The organism is Thioclava pacifica DSM 10166 (assembly GCF_000714535.1).
GTDB classification, from domain to species: Bacteria; Pseudomonadota; Alphaproteobacteria; order Rhodobacterales; family Rhodobacteraceae; genus Thioclava; species Thioclava pacifica.
Genome location: NZ_AUND01000001.1, coordinates 692,216 through 705,787, shown reverse-complemented (window position 1 = coordinate 705,787; position 13,572 = coordinate 692,216). Strand labels below are relative to the sequence as shown.

Here is a 13,572-nt window from a genome sequence, read left to right as displayed (position 1 = left end):
ACTCTAGGGGACGGAGGAAACGCGATATGCCGCTGCCACATTTTCTGCTGTTGATCCTGATCGTGATCGTTCTGGCCGGGGCCACGATCTGGGCTTTTGCCGCCTCGGGCGTGCCGATGGCGATGCTCGGGCTCATGGTGCTGATCGCGGCGGGCGTGGCGCGGATGATGGCGCGGGTGGAATGACTGCCCTTCCCGGCGATGTTGCCCTATCCAAAGATGGTCTTGCACCCGAAGGTACGGGAAAGCTTTTGCTGATCGCCTGCGGGGCTTTGGCACGCGAAATCCTTGCGCTCAAGGAGATGAATGGCTGGGATCACCTCGATCTGACCTGCCTGCCCGCGAACCTGCACCTGTACCCCGAGAAGATCACCGATGCGGTCACTGCGGCGGTCGAGAAATTCCGCAACCAGTATGACGATATCTTTGTTGTCTATGCCGATTGCGGCACGGGCGGGCAGCTTGAGGCGCGCTGTGCCGAGCTCGGCGTCGAGATGATTGCCGGGCCGCATTGCTATTCCTTCTTCGAGGGCAATGCGGTCTTTGCCGAGAAGGCAGAGGACGAGATCACCGCTTTCTATCTCACTGATTTTCTCGTGCGCCAGTTCGACGCCTTCGTCTGGCGCCCGATGGGATTCGACCGTCATCCCGAGCTGGTGCCGATGATGTTTGGCAATTACGACCGGCTGATCTACCAGGCGCAGACTGACGATCCCGCGCTCGATGCGAAGGCGGCCGAGGCCGCTGAACGGCTGGGCCTGCGCTATGAGCGGCGCTTTACCGGCTATGGCGATCTGGCCACCAGTCTTGCCCAATTCGCCGCGAAATCGCGCAGCACTGTTTAACTCTGCTTGAAATTTCCTTAAACAGCCGCCGAAACGCTTGGCTTTGCTGCGCTGCGGCGATATTTGCGAAGCAAATCTGAAATTCACGGCCCGCCCCTCCCCGGTCGCGGGCCTTTGCTTTACAGGACAAGACGCATGACCCTGTCGCAATGGCGCAGCCAGTGGACTGGCAACACCCGCGCCGACATCCTCTCCGGTCTCGTGGTGGCGCTGGCGCTGATCCCCGAGGCCATCGCCTTCTCGATCATCGCGGGCGTGGACCCGAAAGTCGGCCTTTATGCCTCCTTCATGATCGCGACCGTGACCGCATTCTTTGGCGGCCGTCCGGGCATGATCTCGGCTGCGACAGCGGCAACGGCGGTGCTGATGGGCACGCTGGTGCGTCAGCACGGGCTCGACTACCTGCTCGCCGCCTCGATCCTCGCGGGGGTGATCCAGATGATCGCGGGGGCGCTGAACCTCGGCACGGTGATGCGCTTCGTGTCGAAATCGGTGATGACCGGCTTCGTGAACGCGCTGGCGATCCTGATCTTCATGGCACAATGGCCCGAACTTGATCCCAGCAAGGTGCCGCCGATCACCTATGCGCTGGTGATTGCGGGGCTTGCGATCATTTACCTGCTGCCGCGCGTCTTCCGCGCCATCCCCTCGCCGCTGATCGCGATCCTCGTGCTGAGCGCGGTGACGATCGGGCTGGGCCTCGATGACGTGCACACGGTGGCCGATATGGGCGCCCTGCCCGATCAGCTTCCCTCGCTGCTGATCCCCGACATCCCCTTCACCTTCCAGACCTTGCAGATCATCCTGCCCTATTCGGTCGCTGTGGCGGTGGTGGGGCTGCTGGAAAGCCTGATGACGCAGAATATCGTCGACGAGATGACCGATACGCGCTCGGACCGCAAACAGGAGTGCTACGGTCAAGGCATCGCGAATGTCTGCTCGGGCTTCATCGGCGGCATGGCGGGATGTGCGATGATCGGCCAGTCGGTGATCAACGTGACCTCGGGCGGGCGCACGCGGCTGTCCACCCTGACCGCAGGCGTCGCGCTGCTGATCTTCTGCGTGGTGCTGGGCGAATGGGTCGGACGCATTCCGATGCCCGCGCTGGTGGCGATCATGATCATGGTGTCGGTCGGGACGTTCAGCTGGGCCTCGATCGGCCAGCTGCGCACGATGCCGATGTCCTCGAACGTGGTGATGCTGGCGACCGTGGCTTTCGTCGTGGTCACGCATAACCTCGCGATCGGGGTGCTGGTGGGTGTGCTTCTCTCGGGGATCTTCTTCGCGGGCAAGATCGCGCAGATGACCGAGATCACCTCGCGCTACAACGAGACCCACAATCTGCGCACCTATTACATCAAGGGCCAGATCTTCTTCGCCACGGTGGAAGAGTTCAACCGCGCCTTCGACTTCCAGGAAAAGCTCGACCGTGTGGTGATCGACCTCACCCACGCCCATATCTGGGACATCTCCTCGGTCGCGGCGCTGGACCGGGCGGTGGGCAAGTTCCGGCTCGCCGGTACGGATGTGAAGGTCGTGGGCATGAACCACGCGACCGAGACGATCATCGACAAGCTCTCGAATGGCGGACAGGTCGCGCCCGGACACTGAGCCGGTGCGGCCCTCCCTGCGGGCGATGCCGCAAAAGAAATGAGGGGGCCGAAGCCCCCTCACTCACATCCGTACAAGCGGATCGCTCAGATCATTCCTCGACCGTCGCCGAGACGATGTAATCGGGATCTTCCACGACGCCGTTGCGGCCTGGGTCGCCCTTCTTGATCTGGTCGACCACATCCATGCCGCTCACCACGTGACCCACGACGGTATATTGCCCATCAAGATGGGGCGCCGGCGCGAACATGATGAAGAACTGCGAATTGGCCGAATTCGGATTGGCCGCGCGGGCCATGCCCACGATGCCGCGCTGGAAGGAGACGTTCGAGAACTCCGCCGGCAGATCCGGCAGGTCCGAACCGCCCATGCCCGCCATCGAGGTGTCGCCACCTTTCTTGCCGAACTGGACATCGCCGGTCTGGGCCATGAAGCCGTCGATCACGCGGTGAAAGACCACGTTGTCATACTTGCCTTCCTTGGCCAGCGTCTCGAGGCGCTCGACCGCCTTGGGCGCCTTGCCCGGCAGCAGGTCGATCACGACCTTGCCCGAGGTCGAGCCACCGATTTCCAGCACGAGCTTCGGCCCGCCGGTATCGGGCACACCCGAGCTGTCTTGCGCGAAGGCCGCGGGCGCTGCGAGCGCGAGCGCTGCGGCCAGGACGGTACGGCGGGCGATATTACGCATCGGCGGCCACCTTCACCGAGATCATGCGGTCAGGGTTCGCCGGCGGCTCGCCGCGCGCGATCTTGTCAACATGCTCCATGCCCGAGATCACGCGGCCATAGACCGTGTATTGACCGTTCAGGAAATGGTTGTCCTTGAAGTTGATGAAGAACTGCGAATTGGCCGAGTTCGGATTCATCGAACGGGCCGCACCCAGCGTGCCGCGATCATGCGGAAGCTTCGAGAATTCGGCGGGAAGATCAGGATATTGCGACCCGCCGGTGCCAGCGCGGCGCGGGTTGTAATCCTTCTCCATATTGGCGTTCTCGACATCACCGGTCTGGGCCATGAAGCCTTCGATCACGCGGTGGAAGGCCACGTTGTCATAGGCGCCATCGCGGGCGAGCTGCTTCATGCGCTCGGCATGCTTGGGGGCGACATCGGACAGAAGTTCGATCACGACCGGCCCGTCCTTGAGCTCGATGATGATGGTGTTTTCGGGATCCTTGATCTCGGCCATTGGGTCCTCCTTTGAGATTTGGCCCGACCATAGGAGGGGCGCGCTAGCGCAGCAAGGACAAAGCGCCGCAGTCAGGCCGCGAACGTTGACGCGACCCATCGCCGCAGGGCAAGAATATCGCGAGCCGTGGGAGCGGGCCGCAAGAACGACGGCCCCCCGCGTCCCAAGGGAGAGAGATATGGCTTGGAAAACCCTCGATGAGGTCGATCTTGCGGGCAAGGTCGCGCTGGTGCGTGTCGATATCAACGTGCCGATGGAAAACGGAAAAGTGACCGACGCGACGCGGATCGAGAAGATCGTGCCCACCGTGCGCGACATCCTCGAAAAGGGCGGCAAACCGGTGCTGCTGGCCCATTTCGGTCGCCCGAAGGGGCAGGTCGTGGCCGAGATGAGCCTCGAGCCGCTGGTGCCCGCGCTGCAAGCCGCGATCGGCGCGCCGGTGAAATTCGCCAGCGATTGCGTGGACGGCCCTGCGAAAGCCGCAGTGCAGGCGCTCGGTGCGGGTGAGGTGCTGCTGCTGGAAAACACCCGCTTCCACGCGGGCGAGGAAAAGAATGACCCGATGCTGGCCGCCGAGATGGGCGCGCTGGGGGATATCTACGTCAACGACGCCTTCTCGGCCGCGCACCGCGCTCATGCGTCGACCGAGGGGATCGCGCGCGTGCTTCCGGCCGTCGCGGGCCGCCTGATGGAGGCCGAACTGAAGGCGCTCAACGCAGCACTTGGAGATCCCAAGCGGCCGGTTACCGCGGTTGTGGGCGGCGCGAAGGTTTCGACCAAGCTCGATCTGCTGGGCAACCTCGTGAGCAAGGTCGACCATCTGATCATCGGCGGCGGCATGGCCAATACCTTCCTCGTGGCCCAAGGCATCGATGTCGGCAAATCGCTGGCCGAGCGCGACATGGCCGACACCGCCCGCGAGATCATGGGCAAAGCGAAGGATGCGGGCTGCACGATCCACCTGCCCGTCGATGTCGTCGTGGCGCGCGAGTTCAAGGCGGGTGCCGACAACGAAACCGTCGCGAATGACGCCTGCCCGGCGGATGCGATGATTCTCGATGCGGGACCGAAATCGGTCGACGAGATCGCCTCGGTCTTCGAAGCCTCGAAAACGCTGATCTGGAACGGCCCGCTTGGCGCTTTCGAGATCGCGCCTTTCGATGCCGCGACCAATGCGGCGGCGGCGAAGGCGGCAGAGCTGACCCGCGCGGGCAAGCTGATCTCGGTCGCCGGTGGCGGCGATACGGTGGCCGCGCTCAACAAGGCCGATGCGGCGAAGGACTTCACCTATATCTCGACCGCGGGCGGCGCCTTCCTCGAATGGATGGAAGGCAAGGAGCTGCCCGGCGTGGCAGCCCTTGAGCGGGACTGAGATGGCTGGCCCGCGCGGCTGGGCTTTGGTGACCGGGGCCTCGTCAGGCATCGGGATGGAACTGGCGCGCTGCGCGGGGGCCGAGGGCTATAACCTCGTGCTCTCGGGGCGGGACGAGGCGGCTCTGGCCGAACTCGCCCACAAGATCGAGGCGGCGAGCGGTGTGACCGCTCGCCCCTGCCCAACGGATCTGTCGAAACCCCGCGCGGCGGCCGATCTGTGGACGCGGGCCTGCGCGCTGGCGGACGGGCCGATCCATGTGCTGGTGAACAATGCGGGGCTCGGGCGCTATGGCGATTTCGCCTCCGACACGGCGGGAGACGCGCGTGAAGATGAGCTGATCGCGGTGAATATCGTCGCCGCAACCGAGTTGATGCGCCTTGCCGTTCACGCCATGCGCCATCGCGGCGCGGGGCGGATCCTGAATGTGGCCTCGGCGGCAGGCTTCATGCCGGGGCCGAACATGGCCGTCTACCACGCCTCGAAGGCCTATCTGCTGCATCTGAGCGAAGCGGTGGCAGAGGAGCTCAAATCCACAGCGATCACCGTCACGGCGCTTTGTCCCGGTGCTACCCGCACGGCTTTTTTCGACCGCGCGAAGACTGAGACGACCTGGCTGATGAAACTGACCCCGATGCCGAGCGCGGCCAGCGTCGCACAGGCCGGCTGGCAAGGGTGCATGGCGGGGCGGCGGGTCGTGGTAACGGGCTGGCCCAATCGGCTCTTCGCGCTGCTCACCCGCGTCGTTCCGCGCCGCATGACGAGCTTCATGACCGGGCTTTTCCTGCGTCGGACGGGCTGAATTCACCTCCCCTCCCGATTGTTAGCGTCACCAGCGTTGCATCGCCGCAATGCAGAACCTATCCCTTCGGTGACCCACATCCCGCAGGAGGAATTCCCATGTCCAACGCCCAGCAGACAGACCAGATGCGCGAAGGCAACGGCTTCATCGCAGCGCTCGACCAGTCCGGGGGCTCGACGCCCAAGGCACTGCGGCTCTACGGCATCGAGGAAGACGCCTATGACGGCGAAGAGCAGATGTTCGACCTGATCCACGAGATGCGCGCGCGGATCATCAAATCCCCCGCCTTCACCGGCGACAAGGTCGTGGGCGCGATCCTGTTCGAGCAGACGATGGACCGCGCGATCGACGGTATTCCGACCGCCACCTATCTTTGGGAAAAACGCGGCGTGGTGCCCTTCCTGAAAATCGACAAGGGGCTGGAAGCGGAAGAGAACGGCTGCCAGCTGATGAAACCGATCCCGGGCCTCGACGACCTGCTGTCGCGTGCAGTGAAGGCAGGCATCTTCGGCACGAAGGAACGCTCGGTGATCTCGGCGGCCAATGTCGGCGGCATCAAGGCGGTGGTCGATCAGCAATTCGAGCTGGGCGCGCAGGTTCTGAACCATGGGCTGGTGCCGATCATCGAGCCGGAGGTGACGATCTCGATCGCCGACAAGGCCGAGGCGGAAGAGATGCTGCTGGCCGAGATCCTGAGCCATCTCGATGCGGTGCCCGAGGGCAAGCAGGTCATGCTGAAGCTCTCGCTGCCCACGAAAGCGAACCTCTACAAGCCGCTGGTCGATCATCCGAAGGTGCTGAAGGTCGTGGCGCTCTCGGGTGGATATTCCCGCGACGAGGCGAACGCGAAGCTCGCCCAGAACACCGGCATGATCGCGTCGTTCTCGCGCGCGCTGACCGAGGGGCTTTCGGCGCAGCAATCGGATGCGGAGTTCGACGCGATGCTGGGCGAGGCGATCGACTCGATCCACGCGGCCTCGGTGGCTGGCTGATCGCAGGCGGGCGGCGCGCCCCTCAGTCGCCTGAGGAGAGCACGTGCCAGGAGAGAGGGGGCGCTGCCCCCTCGCCCGTTCCGGGCTCACCCCCGAGATATTTCGATCAAGAAGAAGGCAGGAGCGTTTGCACTCGGTCCTGCTTTTTGCATTTCGGAACAGGTGTCATGCCCGTGCAACAGCGGAGTGGGGCCGCGAAATTCTTTGCGAAATTGAACGTTCGGGGGATTCCCTTGGCGAATCACTTATGTCATGATTCTTGAAACGGCCCGACAGAGGCCTGGGGGCGTACCGGACAGGCGACCCGAAGATGCGAGGCAGGATGATGACGTTGAAGCGCCCCACGATCGGGCCCTTGATTTCGGTGACCGTGGCGGTGGTGCTGGGCACCTATTTCGCCTTCTCGGCCGTGCAGGGCGAGTATGGCATTCTGCGCCGTGTCCAGATCGAGGCCGAAATCGACGCCAAACGCGCTGAACGTGATGATCTGCGCGCGCAGGTGGACCGGATGGCCAATCTGACGCATCGTCTCTCGGATGATTATCTCGATCTCGACTTGCTCGATGCGCGCGCCCGCGAGGTGCTGGGTGCGATGCGCTCGGACGAGATCGTGATCCGCTGAGCTCACGCTCGAAACAACGCTGCCCGGCCCTACTTCAATCGTGATAGCCATTTTCCCGCGCGATGCCGTGGGGTCATTGCCATTTCCCCGGCTTTGATATAATAAATGGTTTAACGCTAAACTATTCCGGCCAAGGGAGGTCTGACCAATGGCAGCACGGAAAGGCTCGGCGAGCGGCGCCAAAGCGGGCGCGAATGTCTCGGCCGAGGAACTCAAGAAATTCTACCATGACATGTTGCTGATCCGGCGCTTCGAGGAGAAGGCGGGTCAGCTTTACGGCATGGGCCTGATCGGCGGTTTCTGCCACCTCTATATCGGGCAGGAAGCGGTGGTCGTGGGCCTGGAAGCCGCGACGAAAGAGGGCGACAAGCGCGTCACCTCCTATCGCGACCACGGGCATATGCTCGCCTGCGGGATGGACCCGAAAGGCGTGATGGCCGAGCTCACGGGCCGCGAGGGCGGCTATTCGAAGGGCAAGGGCGGCTCGATGCACATGTTCTCGAAAGAGAAGCATTTCTACGGCGGCCACGGCATCGTCGGCGCGCAGGTGCCGATCGGCGCGGGCCTCGCCTTCTCGGATAAATACAAGGGCAATGACAACGTCACCTTCGCCTATTTCGGCGATGGCGCGGCGAACCAGGGCCAGGTGGCCGAGACCTACAACATGGCCGAGCTCTGGGACCTGCCGGTGATCTTCGTGATCGAGAACAACCAATATGCGATGGGCACCTCCGTTCAGCGCGCGACCAAGTCGCCCGATTTCTACGAGCGCGGCATCGCCTACGGGATCGAGGGCGAAGAGGTCGACGGGATGGATGTGCTGGCGGTGAAGGCCGCGGGCGAAAAGGCCGTCGCGCACTGCCGCGCGGGCAAGGGCCCCTATATCCTGGAGATCAAGACCTACCGCTATCGCGGCCACTCGATGTCGGACCCGGCGAAATACCGGACCCGCGAGGAGGTCCAGAAGATCCGCGAAGAGCGCGACGCGATCGAGCATGTCCGCCAGCTTCTGCTGACCGGCAAGCACGCGACCGAGGACGAGCTCAAGCAGATCGACAAGGACATCAAGGCGATCGTCAACGAATCTGCCGATTTCGCCAAGGAGAGCCCCGAGCCCGCGCTCGAAGAGCTCTGGACCGACATTTACGCCGAAACGGCGCCGCAGAACGCCTGAGGGGGAAGAACAGATGGCAACCAAGATTCTGATGCCCGCGCTCTCGCCCACGATGGAAGAGGGCACGCTGGCGAAATGGCTCAAGAAAGAGGGCGACGCGATTTCGGCCGGCGACATCATCGCCGAGATCGAGACCGACAAGGCGACGATGGAGTTCGAAGCGGTCGATGAAGGCACGCTGGGCAAAATCCTCGTGCCCGAAGGCACGAGCGGCGTGAAGGTCAATGACCCGATCGCGGTGCTGCTGGAGGAGGGCGAGGATGCCTCGGCCGCCGAAGAGGCCGAAGCCCCCAAACCCGAGGCTGCGGCGGCTCCGGCGAGCGCACCGGCCCAGGCGAAACCCGCCGAGGCCGATGACATGCCCAAGCCCGACACCACGCCGGATTGGCCCGAAGGCACGAAGATGAAGACGCAGACCGTCCGCGAGGCGCTGCGCGATGCGATGGCCGAAGAGATGCGGCGCGACGAGAATGTGTTCCTGATGGGCGAAGAGGTCGCCGAGTATCAGGGCGCCTACAAGATCAGCCAGGGCCTGCTCGACGAGTTCGGTGCCAAGCGCGTGATCGACACGCCGATCACCGAGCATGGCTTTGCCGGTCTCGGCGTCGGTGCGGCCTTCGGTGGTCTGCGCCCGATCGTCGAATTCATGACCTTCAACTTCGCGATGCAGGCGATCGACCATATCATCAACTCGGCCGCGAAGACCTTGTATATGTCCGGTGGCCAGATGGGCGCGCCGATGGTGTTCCGTGGCCCGAACGGCGCGGCGGCCCGCGTGGGCGCCCAGCACAGCCAGGATTACGGCGCGTGGTATGCCCATATTCCGGGCCTGAAGGTTGTGCAGCCCTATTCGGCGGCGGATGCGAAAGGTCTGCTGAAATCGGCGATCCGCGATCCGAACCCGGTGATCTTCCTCGAAAACGAGATCCTTTACGGGCGTTCCTTCGAAGTGCCGGATCTGGAGGACTTCACCATCCCCTTCGGCAAGGCCAAGATCTGGCGCGAAGGCGCGGATGTCACCATCGTCAGCTGGGGCATCGGCATGAGCCATTCGCTGGAAGCCGCTGAAAAGCTGGCCAAAGAGGGGATCGAGGCCGAGGTGATCGACCTGCGCACCCTGCGCCCGGTCGATTACGATACGGTTCTTGCCTCGGTGATGAAGACCAACCGCTGCGTGACCGTCGAGGAAGGCTTCCCGGTCGCAAGCTTCGGCAACCACCTCTCGGCGGTGATCATGGAACGTGCGTTCGATTATCTCGACGCGCCGGTGATCAACTGCACGGGCAAGGATGTTCCGATGCCCTACGCGGCGAATCTCGAGAAACTGGCGCTCGTGACCTCGGACGAGGTCGTCGAGGCGGTCAAAAAAGTCACCTACCGGTAAGGGGATAGCGCAATGGCAACCCAGATTCTGATGCCCGCCCTGTCGCCCACGATGGAGGAAGGCACGCTCGCGAAATGGCTCGTGAAAGAGGGCGATACGGTCTCTTCGGGCGACATTCTCGCGGAGATCGAGACCGACAAGGCCACGATGGAATTCGAGGCCGTGGATGAGGGCGTGATCGGCAAGATCCTCGTGGCCGAGGGCACCTCGGGCGTGAAGGTCAATGACCCGATCGCGGTTCTGCTGGAAGAGGGCGAGGATGCTTCGGCCGCCGAGGCTGCGGAGGCTCCTGCCGCAGCACCCGCGCCGGAAGCCAAGGCTGAGGCTGCCCCCGCGAAAGCGGAGAGCACACCCTCCGCCCCTGCCCCGGCCGCGCCGCAAGGCTCTGACGGCAAGCGCATCTTCGCCTCGCCGCTCGCGCGCCGCATCGCCGCCGACAAGGGCGTCGATCTGGCCGCGCTGTCGGGCTCGGGCCCGAAAGGCCGGATCGTGAAGGCCGATGTCGAAGCCGCGCAGGGCAGCGCGGCAGCGCCCGCCAAAGCAGCCTCCGCAGCTGCTCCGGCGCAAGCGGCAAGCCCCGCCCCGGCCGCCGCGCCCAGCGTCTCCGCCTCAACCATCGCGAAGATGTATGAGGGGCGCGACTACGAGGAAATCGCCCTCGACGGGATGCGCAAGACCATCGCCGCGCGTCTCACCGAGGCCAAGCAGACGATCCCGCATTTCTACCTGCGCCGCTCGGTCAAGCTCGACGCGCTGATGAAATTCCGCTCGCAGCTCAACAAGCAGCTCGAAGGGCGCGGCGTGAAGCTCTCGGTCAACGATTTCATCATCAAGGCCTGTGCGCTGGCGCTGCAAGCGGTGCCCAATGCGAATGCGGTCTGGGCCGGCGATCGGGTGTTCAAGCTGAAACCCTCGGACGTGGCCGTGGCGGTCGCGATCGAAGGCGGGCTGTTCACGCCGGTGCTGAAGGATGCGGAGAGCAAATCGCTCTCGACGCTGTCGGCCGAGATGAAAGACCTTGCCACCCGGGCCCGCGACCGCAAGCTCGCGCCGCACGAATATCAGGGCGGCAGCTTCGCGATATCCAATCTCGGCATGTTCGGGATCGAGAATTTCGACGCGGTCATCAACCCGCCGCATGGCGCGATCCTCGCCGTCGGCGCGGGCATCAAGCAGCCGGTGGTGAATGATGCCGGCGACATCGAGGTGGCAACCGTCATGTCGATGACCCTGTCGGTCGACCACCGCGTGATCGACGGCGCGCTCGGCGCGGAGCTTCTCAACGCGATCTGCGAAAACCTCGAGAACCCGATGCTAATGCTTGCCTAAGCGCGGTCGACACCCCGAAAATGCAAGAACGCCCGGACCGATCGGCCCGGGCGTTTCTCATTTCCGTTTAGAGAGTTAATTCTCGCCCATCTCACGCTGACGCATCGGCATCGCATCGATCGTGGCAAATAGTGTCTCCGCCGGGATCGGAGCGGGCTCATCCATCTTGATGCCACCATCCTTGCCAATTAGCAGCATCCGAAACCCATCAACCCCAAATTTTACACGCAAAACGCCCCCCTGCTCGGGCGCAGTTTCGGCGAGCACGACGATATCGCGTTCCCGAAGACCCGACCGGCGCTCCACGATCATCTCCGACGCTACGCGATAATCGGGATCTTGTGCCGAGGGCGCGAAAATCAACACCACCCTGTTGGTCCAAAGATACTCGGACAGGTCACCTCGAGACACGACGAGCGGTTCAATCAGGCTTTCGTCCGCCATCGCTGGGTTAACCCCCGCACCCACTGCGCACAGCATCGCAGCTGAGATGCCTGCTTTCATTCCCGAAATCATGGAACCCTCCATTTCTTGCTCAAAAGAGATACGGAGAGGGCCGCCAAATGGCTCTAAATTTGAGCAACCAGACGAGTTCTGGGACCCGCCGGCTTTTTATGTACTACGTTGATCTCGATCACCGACAAAGTTGTCTGGAGAGCTAATCTCCCCTTGCTCTCACATCCAGAACAGGAGTCCGGTCATGGAATGGAAAAAAGAGATCGCCACCGTCAAAGACAATATGGGCGATTACGGAGCGAAACAGCAGGCAAGTGCACAGGGCTTTGGCGCCCTGCATCAAGCCGCCCTCGCCCCCGGCGCGCTCGGCACCAAGCAAAAGGAACTGATCGCGCTGGCGATTGCGATCGCCAAGCAATGTTCCTACTGCATTGGGTTCCACGTGCAGGCCTGTATCGACGCAGGCGCGACGCGCGAGGAGCTTGAGGAGACGGTCAACGTATCCGTCCTCATGGGGGGCGGTCCGGCCATGATGTATGGCATGAAGACGCTCGAATGTTTCGACCTTCTCTCGAAGGGCTGACCAGCGCGACATCTCCGATCAGACGCGCAGAGTCCAGAAAAGGGCGGACGCCTCAGCGCTCGCCCTTTTTTCAAAACATATTCTTATCAGTCGTCATGCAGGAGCTGGTCCATCTCCGACGCCGGTCGATCGCAGCCAGCATCGCCCACGATCTTCGCTGGCACACCTGCGACGGTCTTGCAGCAGGGCACTTCCGAAAGCACGACCGAACCTGCTGCGATCCGGGAATTATCGCCCACCTTGATATTGCCCAGAACCTTCGCACCCGCGCCGATCAGCACACCATTTCCGATCTTGGGATGACGATCCTCGTCTTCTTTGCCGGTGCCACCGAGCGTAACCGAATGAAGCATCGAGACATTGTCGCCTACGACAGCCGTCTCACCGATCACGATCGAATGGGCGTGGTCCATCATGATGCCCCGACCGATACGCGCGCCGGGGTGGATATCGACACCGAAGAGCTCCGAAGCACGCATCTGCACGAAATAGGCCATATCGCGCCGCCCATTGGTAAACAGCCAATGCGCCACGCGGTAAGCTTGCAACGCCTGGAACCCCTTGAAGAACAGCAAGGGCTGGAGAAGGCGGTGGCAGGCCGGATCACGTTCTAGCACCGCAACGAGATCCGCTCGCGCCGCCTGCCCGAGAGCCGGATCTGCGCGATAGGCCTCGTCAGCGATTTCCCGCAGGATCTGTTCGCTCATTTCACCTGAGGCGAGCTTCATCGAAAAGCGATAGGCCAGTGCACGCTCGAGAGACGGGTGATGCAGCAAACCGGCATGGATCAGGGCGCCCAGAAGCGGTTCGTCACGCACCGCCGCCCGTGCTTCGTCGCACAGCCGTGTCCAGACCGGATCGACCGCCGCCACTTTCGCCTGTTGTCTCGACATAGAAATCTCCCTCGTCGCGCGTGAGACTAACACATAGGCTTTTTGTCGGATAGAGGAAGGGCTTGCGCCCATTATCTATGCCTGGCGCGCCATAGCTCTATTGCCAGACAAACCGAGCCAGCGCCGCCACTGATGCCGTCATTAAGTCAGGTGCGCGCCCATTCGGCCCAGCGCCGCCGCCGTCAGCGTGCCATTGCCCCAGCACGGATGGGCACGCCCGCTTCGCTTGCGGTAACAATCAGCCGCATGTGCCTCATCAAAAAGTCACATCAAGCGCGCACCGCATTCCGCCTCTGACCAGAGGCGCGCAACGCGCGCCGCCA

At 63.0% G+C, this 13,572-nt stretch carries 15 protein-coding genes and 1 pseudogene; 11 read left to right on the top strand and 5 right to left on the bottom strand.

Annotated elements, in window-relative coordinates:
* Nucleotides 1-26 precede the first annotated feature (26 nt).
* The 3 genes from TP2_RS18595 to TP2_RS03185 all read left to right on the top strand — a co-directional run bounded on the left by TP2_RS18595 (nt 27) and on the right by TP2_RS03185 (nt 2,455).
* Nucleotides 27-185, top strand: a complete 159-nt coding sequence (locus TP2_RS18595) for a hypothetical protein (protein ID WP_169739502.1) — start codon at nt 27-29, stop codon at nt 183-185.
* Nucleotides 182-844 carry a DUF1638 domain-containing protein gene (locus TP2_RS03190; protein WP_038073116.1) on the top strand — a complete coding sequence of 221 codons (663 nt, stop codon included), beginning with the start codon at nt 182-184 and terminating at the stop codon, nt 842-844. Before TP2_RS18595 ends, TP2_RS03190 begins: the two co-directional genes overlap by 4 nt.
* A gap of 135 nt (nt 845-979) precedes the next feature.
* Complete coding sequence (locus TP2_RS03185) at nt 980-2,455, top strand: SulP family inorganic anion transporter (RefSeq protein ID WP_038073114.1); 1,476 nt, start codon at nt 980-982, stop codon at nt 2,453-2,455.
* Between the two features lie 91 nt (nt 2,456-2,546).
* On the opposite strand, the gene TP2_RS03180 is transcribed toward TP2_RS03185, so the two are convergent.
* Complete coding sequence (locus tag TP2_RS03180; protein WP_038073112.1) at nt 2,547-3,143, bottom strand: peptidylprolyl isomerase; 597 nt, start codon at nt 3,141-3,143, stop codon at nt 2,547-2,549.
* Nucleotides 3,136-3,642: a peptidylprolyl isomerase gene (locus TP2_RS03175; protein WP_038073110.1), complete on the bottom strand. Its 507-nt coding sequence runs from the start codon at nt 3,640-3,642 to the stop codon at nt 3,136-3,138. The genes TP2_RS03180 and TP2_RS03175 overlap by 8 nt, the downstream gene beginning before the upstream one ends.
* A 178-nt stretch (nt 3,643-3,820) precedes the next feature.
* On the opposite strand from TP2_RS03175, the gene TP2_RS03170 reads away from it, so the two are divergent.
* The 7 genes from TP2_RS03170 (at nt 3,821) to TP2_RS03140 (ending at nt 11,317) form a co-directional block, all read left to right on the top strand.
* Entirely contained in the window at nt 3,821-5,014 is a 1,194-nt protein-coding gene (locus TP2_RS03170; RefSeq protein WP_038073108.1) for a phosphoglycerate kinase, read from the top strand.
* A gap of 1 nt (nt 5,015) precedes the next feature.
* Entirely contained in the window at nt 5,016-5,816 is an 801-nt protein-coding gene (locus tag TP2_RS03165; RefSeq protein ID WP_051692139.1) for an SDR family NAD(P)-dependent oxidoreductase, read from the top strand.
* Between the two features lie 98 nt (nt 5,817-5,914).
* Nucleotides 5,915-6,808 carry a fructose bisphosphate aldolase gene (locus TP2_RS03160; protein WP_038073104.1) on the top strand — a complete coding sequence of 298 codons (894 nt, stop codon included), beginning with the start codon at nt 5,915-5,917 and terminating at the stop codon, nt 6,806-6,808.
* A gap of 322 nt (nt 6,809-7,130) precedes the next feature.
* Nucleotides 7,131-7,430: an FtsB family cell division protein gene (locus tag TP2_RS03155; protein WP_420804584.1), complete on the top strand. Its 300-nt coding sequence runs from the start codon at nt 7,131-7,133 to the stop codon at nt 7,428-7,430.
* Nucleotides 7,431-7,578: 148 nt separating this feature from the next.
* Complete coding sequence (gene pdhA / locus TP2_RS03150; protein WP_038073101.1) at nt 7,579-8,604, top strand: pyruvate dehydrogenase (acetyl-transferring) E1 component subunit alpha; 1,026 nt, start codon at nt 7,579-7,581, stop codon at nt 8,602-8,604.
* Between the two features lie 13 nt (nt 8,605-8,617).
* Nucleotides 8,618-9,988, top strand: coding sequence for a pyruvate dehydrogenase complex E1 component subunit beta (locus tag TP2_RS03145; protein ID WP_038073099.1), 1,371 nt, complete (start codon nt 8,618-8,620; stop codon nt 9,986-9,988).
* A gap of 12 nt (nt 9,989-10,000) precedes the next feature.
* Complete coding sequence (locus TP2_RS03140) at nt 10,001-11,317, top strand: pyruvate dehydrogenase complex dihydrolipoamide acetyltransferase (protein ID WP_038073098.1); 1,317 nt, start codon at nt 10,001-10,003, stop codon at nt 11,315-11,317.
* A gap of 75 nt (nt 11,318-11,392) precedes the next feature.
* Here the strand turns inward: TP2_RS03140 and TP2_RS03135 are convergent, their stop codons facing one another.
* Nucleotides 11,393-11,833, bottom strand: a complete 441-nt coding sequence (locus tag TP2_RS03135; protein WP_169739501.1) for a DUF4174 domain-containing protein — start codon at nt 11,831-11,833, stop codon at nt 11,393-11,395.
* 184 nt (nt 11,834-12,017) lie between these two features.
* Here TP2_RS03135 and TP2_RS03130 point away from each other — a divergent pair, with 184 nt between their 5' ends.
* Nucleotides 12,018-12,356 (top strand): carboxymuconolactone decarboxylase family protein, encoded by a 339-nt coding sequence (locus TP2_RS03130; RefSeq protein ID WP_038073096.1) that lies wholly within the window; start codon nt 12,018-12,020, stop codon nt 12,354-12,356.
* Nucleotides 12,357-12,442: 86 nt separating this feature from the next.
* Here TP2_RS03130 and cysE read toward each other — a convergent pair whose 3' ends face one another.
* Nucleotides 12,443-13,249, bottom strand: coding sequence for a serine O-acetyltransferase (gene cysE / locus TP2_RS03125; RefSeq protein WP_038073095.1), 807 nt, complete (start codon nt 13,247-13,249; stop codon nt 12,443-12,445).
* Nucleotides 13,250-13,390: 141 nt separating this feature from the next.
* Nucleotides 13,391-13,501, bottom strand: a pseudogene (locus TP2_RS19060) (DUF7742 family protein); the annotation flags it as partial.
* Between the last annotated feature and the right edge of the window lie 71 nt (nt 13,502-13,572).

Coding starts and splice junctions, on each gene's coding strand:
- TP2_RS18595 (WP_169739502.1), top strand. CDS start 27: ATGCCGCTGCCACATTTTCTGCTGTTGATCCTGATCGTGATCGTTCTG.
- TP2_RS03190 (WP_038073116.1), top strand. CDS start 182: ATGACTGCCCTTCCCGGCGATGTTGCCCTATCCAAAGATGGTCTTGCA.
- TP2_RS03185 (WP_038073114.1), top strand. CDS start 980: ATGACCCTGTCGCAATGGCGCAGCCAGTGGACTGGCAACACCCGCGCC.
- TP2_RS03180 (WP_038073112.1), bottom strand. CDS start 3,143: ATGCGTAATATCGCCCGCCGTACCGTCCTGGCCGCAGCGCTCGCGCTC.
- TP2_RS03175 (WP_038073110.1), bottom strand. CDS start 3,642: ATGGCCGAGATCAAGGATCCCGAAAACACCATCATCATCGAGCTCAAG.
- TP2_RS03170 (WP_038073108.1), top strand. CDS start 3,821: ATGGCTTGGAAAACCCTCGATGAGGTCGATCTTGCGGGCAAGGTCGCG.
- TP2_RS03165 (WP_051692139.1), top strand. CDS start 5,016: ATGGCTGGCCCGCGCGGCTGGGCTTTGGTGACCGGGGCCTCGTCAGGC.
- TP2_RS03160 (WP_038073104.1), top strand. CDS start 5,915: ATGTCCAACGCCCAGCAGACAGACCAGATGCGCGAAGGCAACGGCTTC.
- TP2_RS03155 (WP_420804584.1), top strand. CDS start 7,131: ATGATGACGTTGAAGCGCCCCACGATCGGGCCCTTGATTTCGGTGACC.
- pdhA (WP_038073101.1), top strand. CDS start 7,579: ATGGCAGCACGGAAAGGCTCGGCGAGCGGCGCCAAAGCGGGCGCGAAT.
- TP2_RS03145 (WP_038073099.1), top strand. CDS start 8,618: ATGGCAACCAAGATTCTGATGCCCGCGCTCTCGCCCACGATGGAAGAG.
- TP2_RS03140 (WP_038073098.1), top strand. CDS start 10,001: ATGGCAACCCAGATTCTGATGCCCGCCCTGTCGCCCACGATGGAGGAA.
- TP2_RS03135 (WP_169739501.1), bottom strand. CDS start 11,833: ATGATTTCGGGAATGAAAGCAGGCATCTCAGCTGCGATGCTGTGCGCA.
- TP2_RS03130 (WP_038073096.1), top strand. CDS start 12,018: ATGGAATGGAAAAAAGAGATCGCCACCGTCAAAGACAATATGGGCGAT.
- cysE (WP_038073095.1), bottom strand. CDS start 13,249: ATGTCGAGACAACAGGCGAAAGTGGCGGCGGTCGATCCGGTCTGGACA.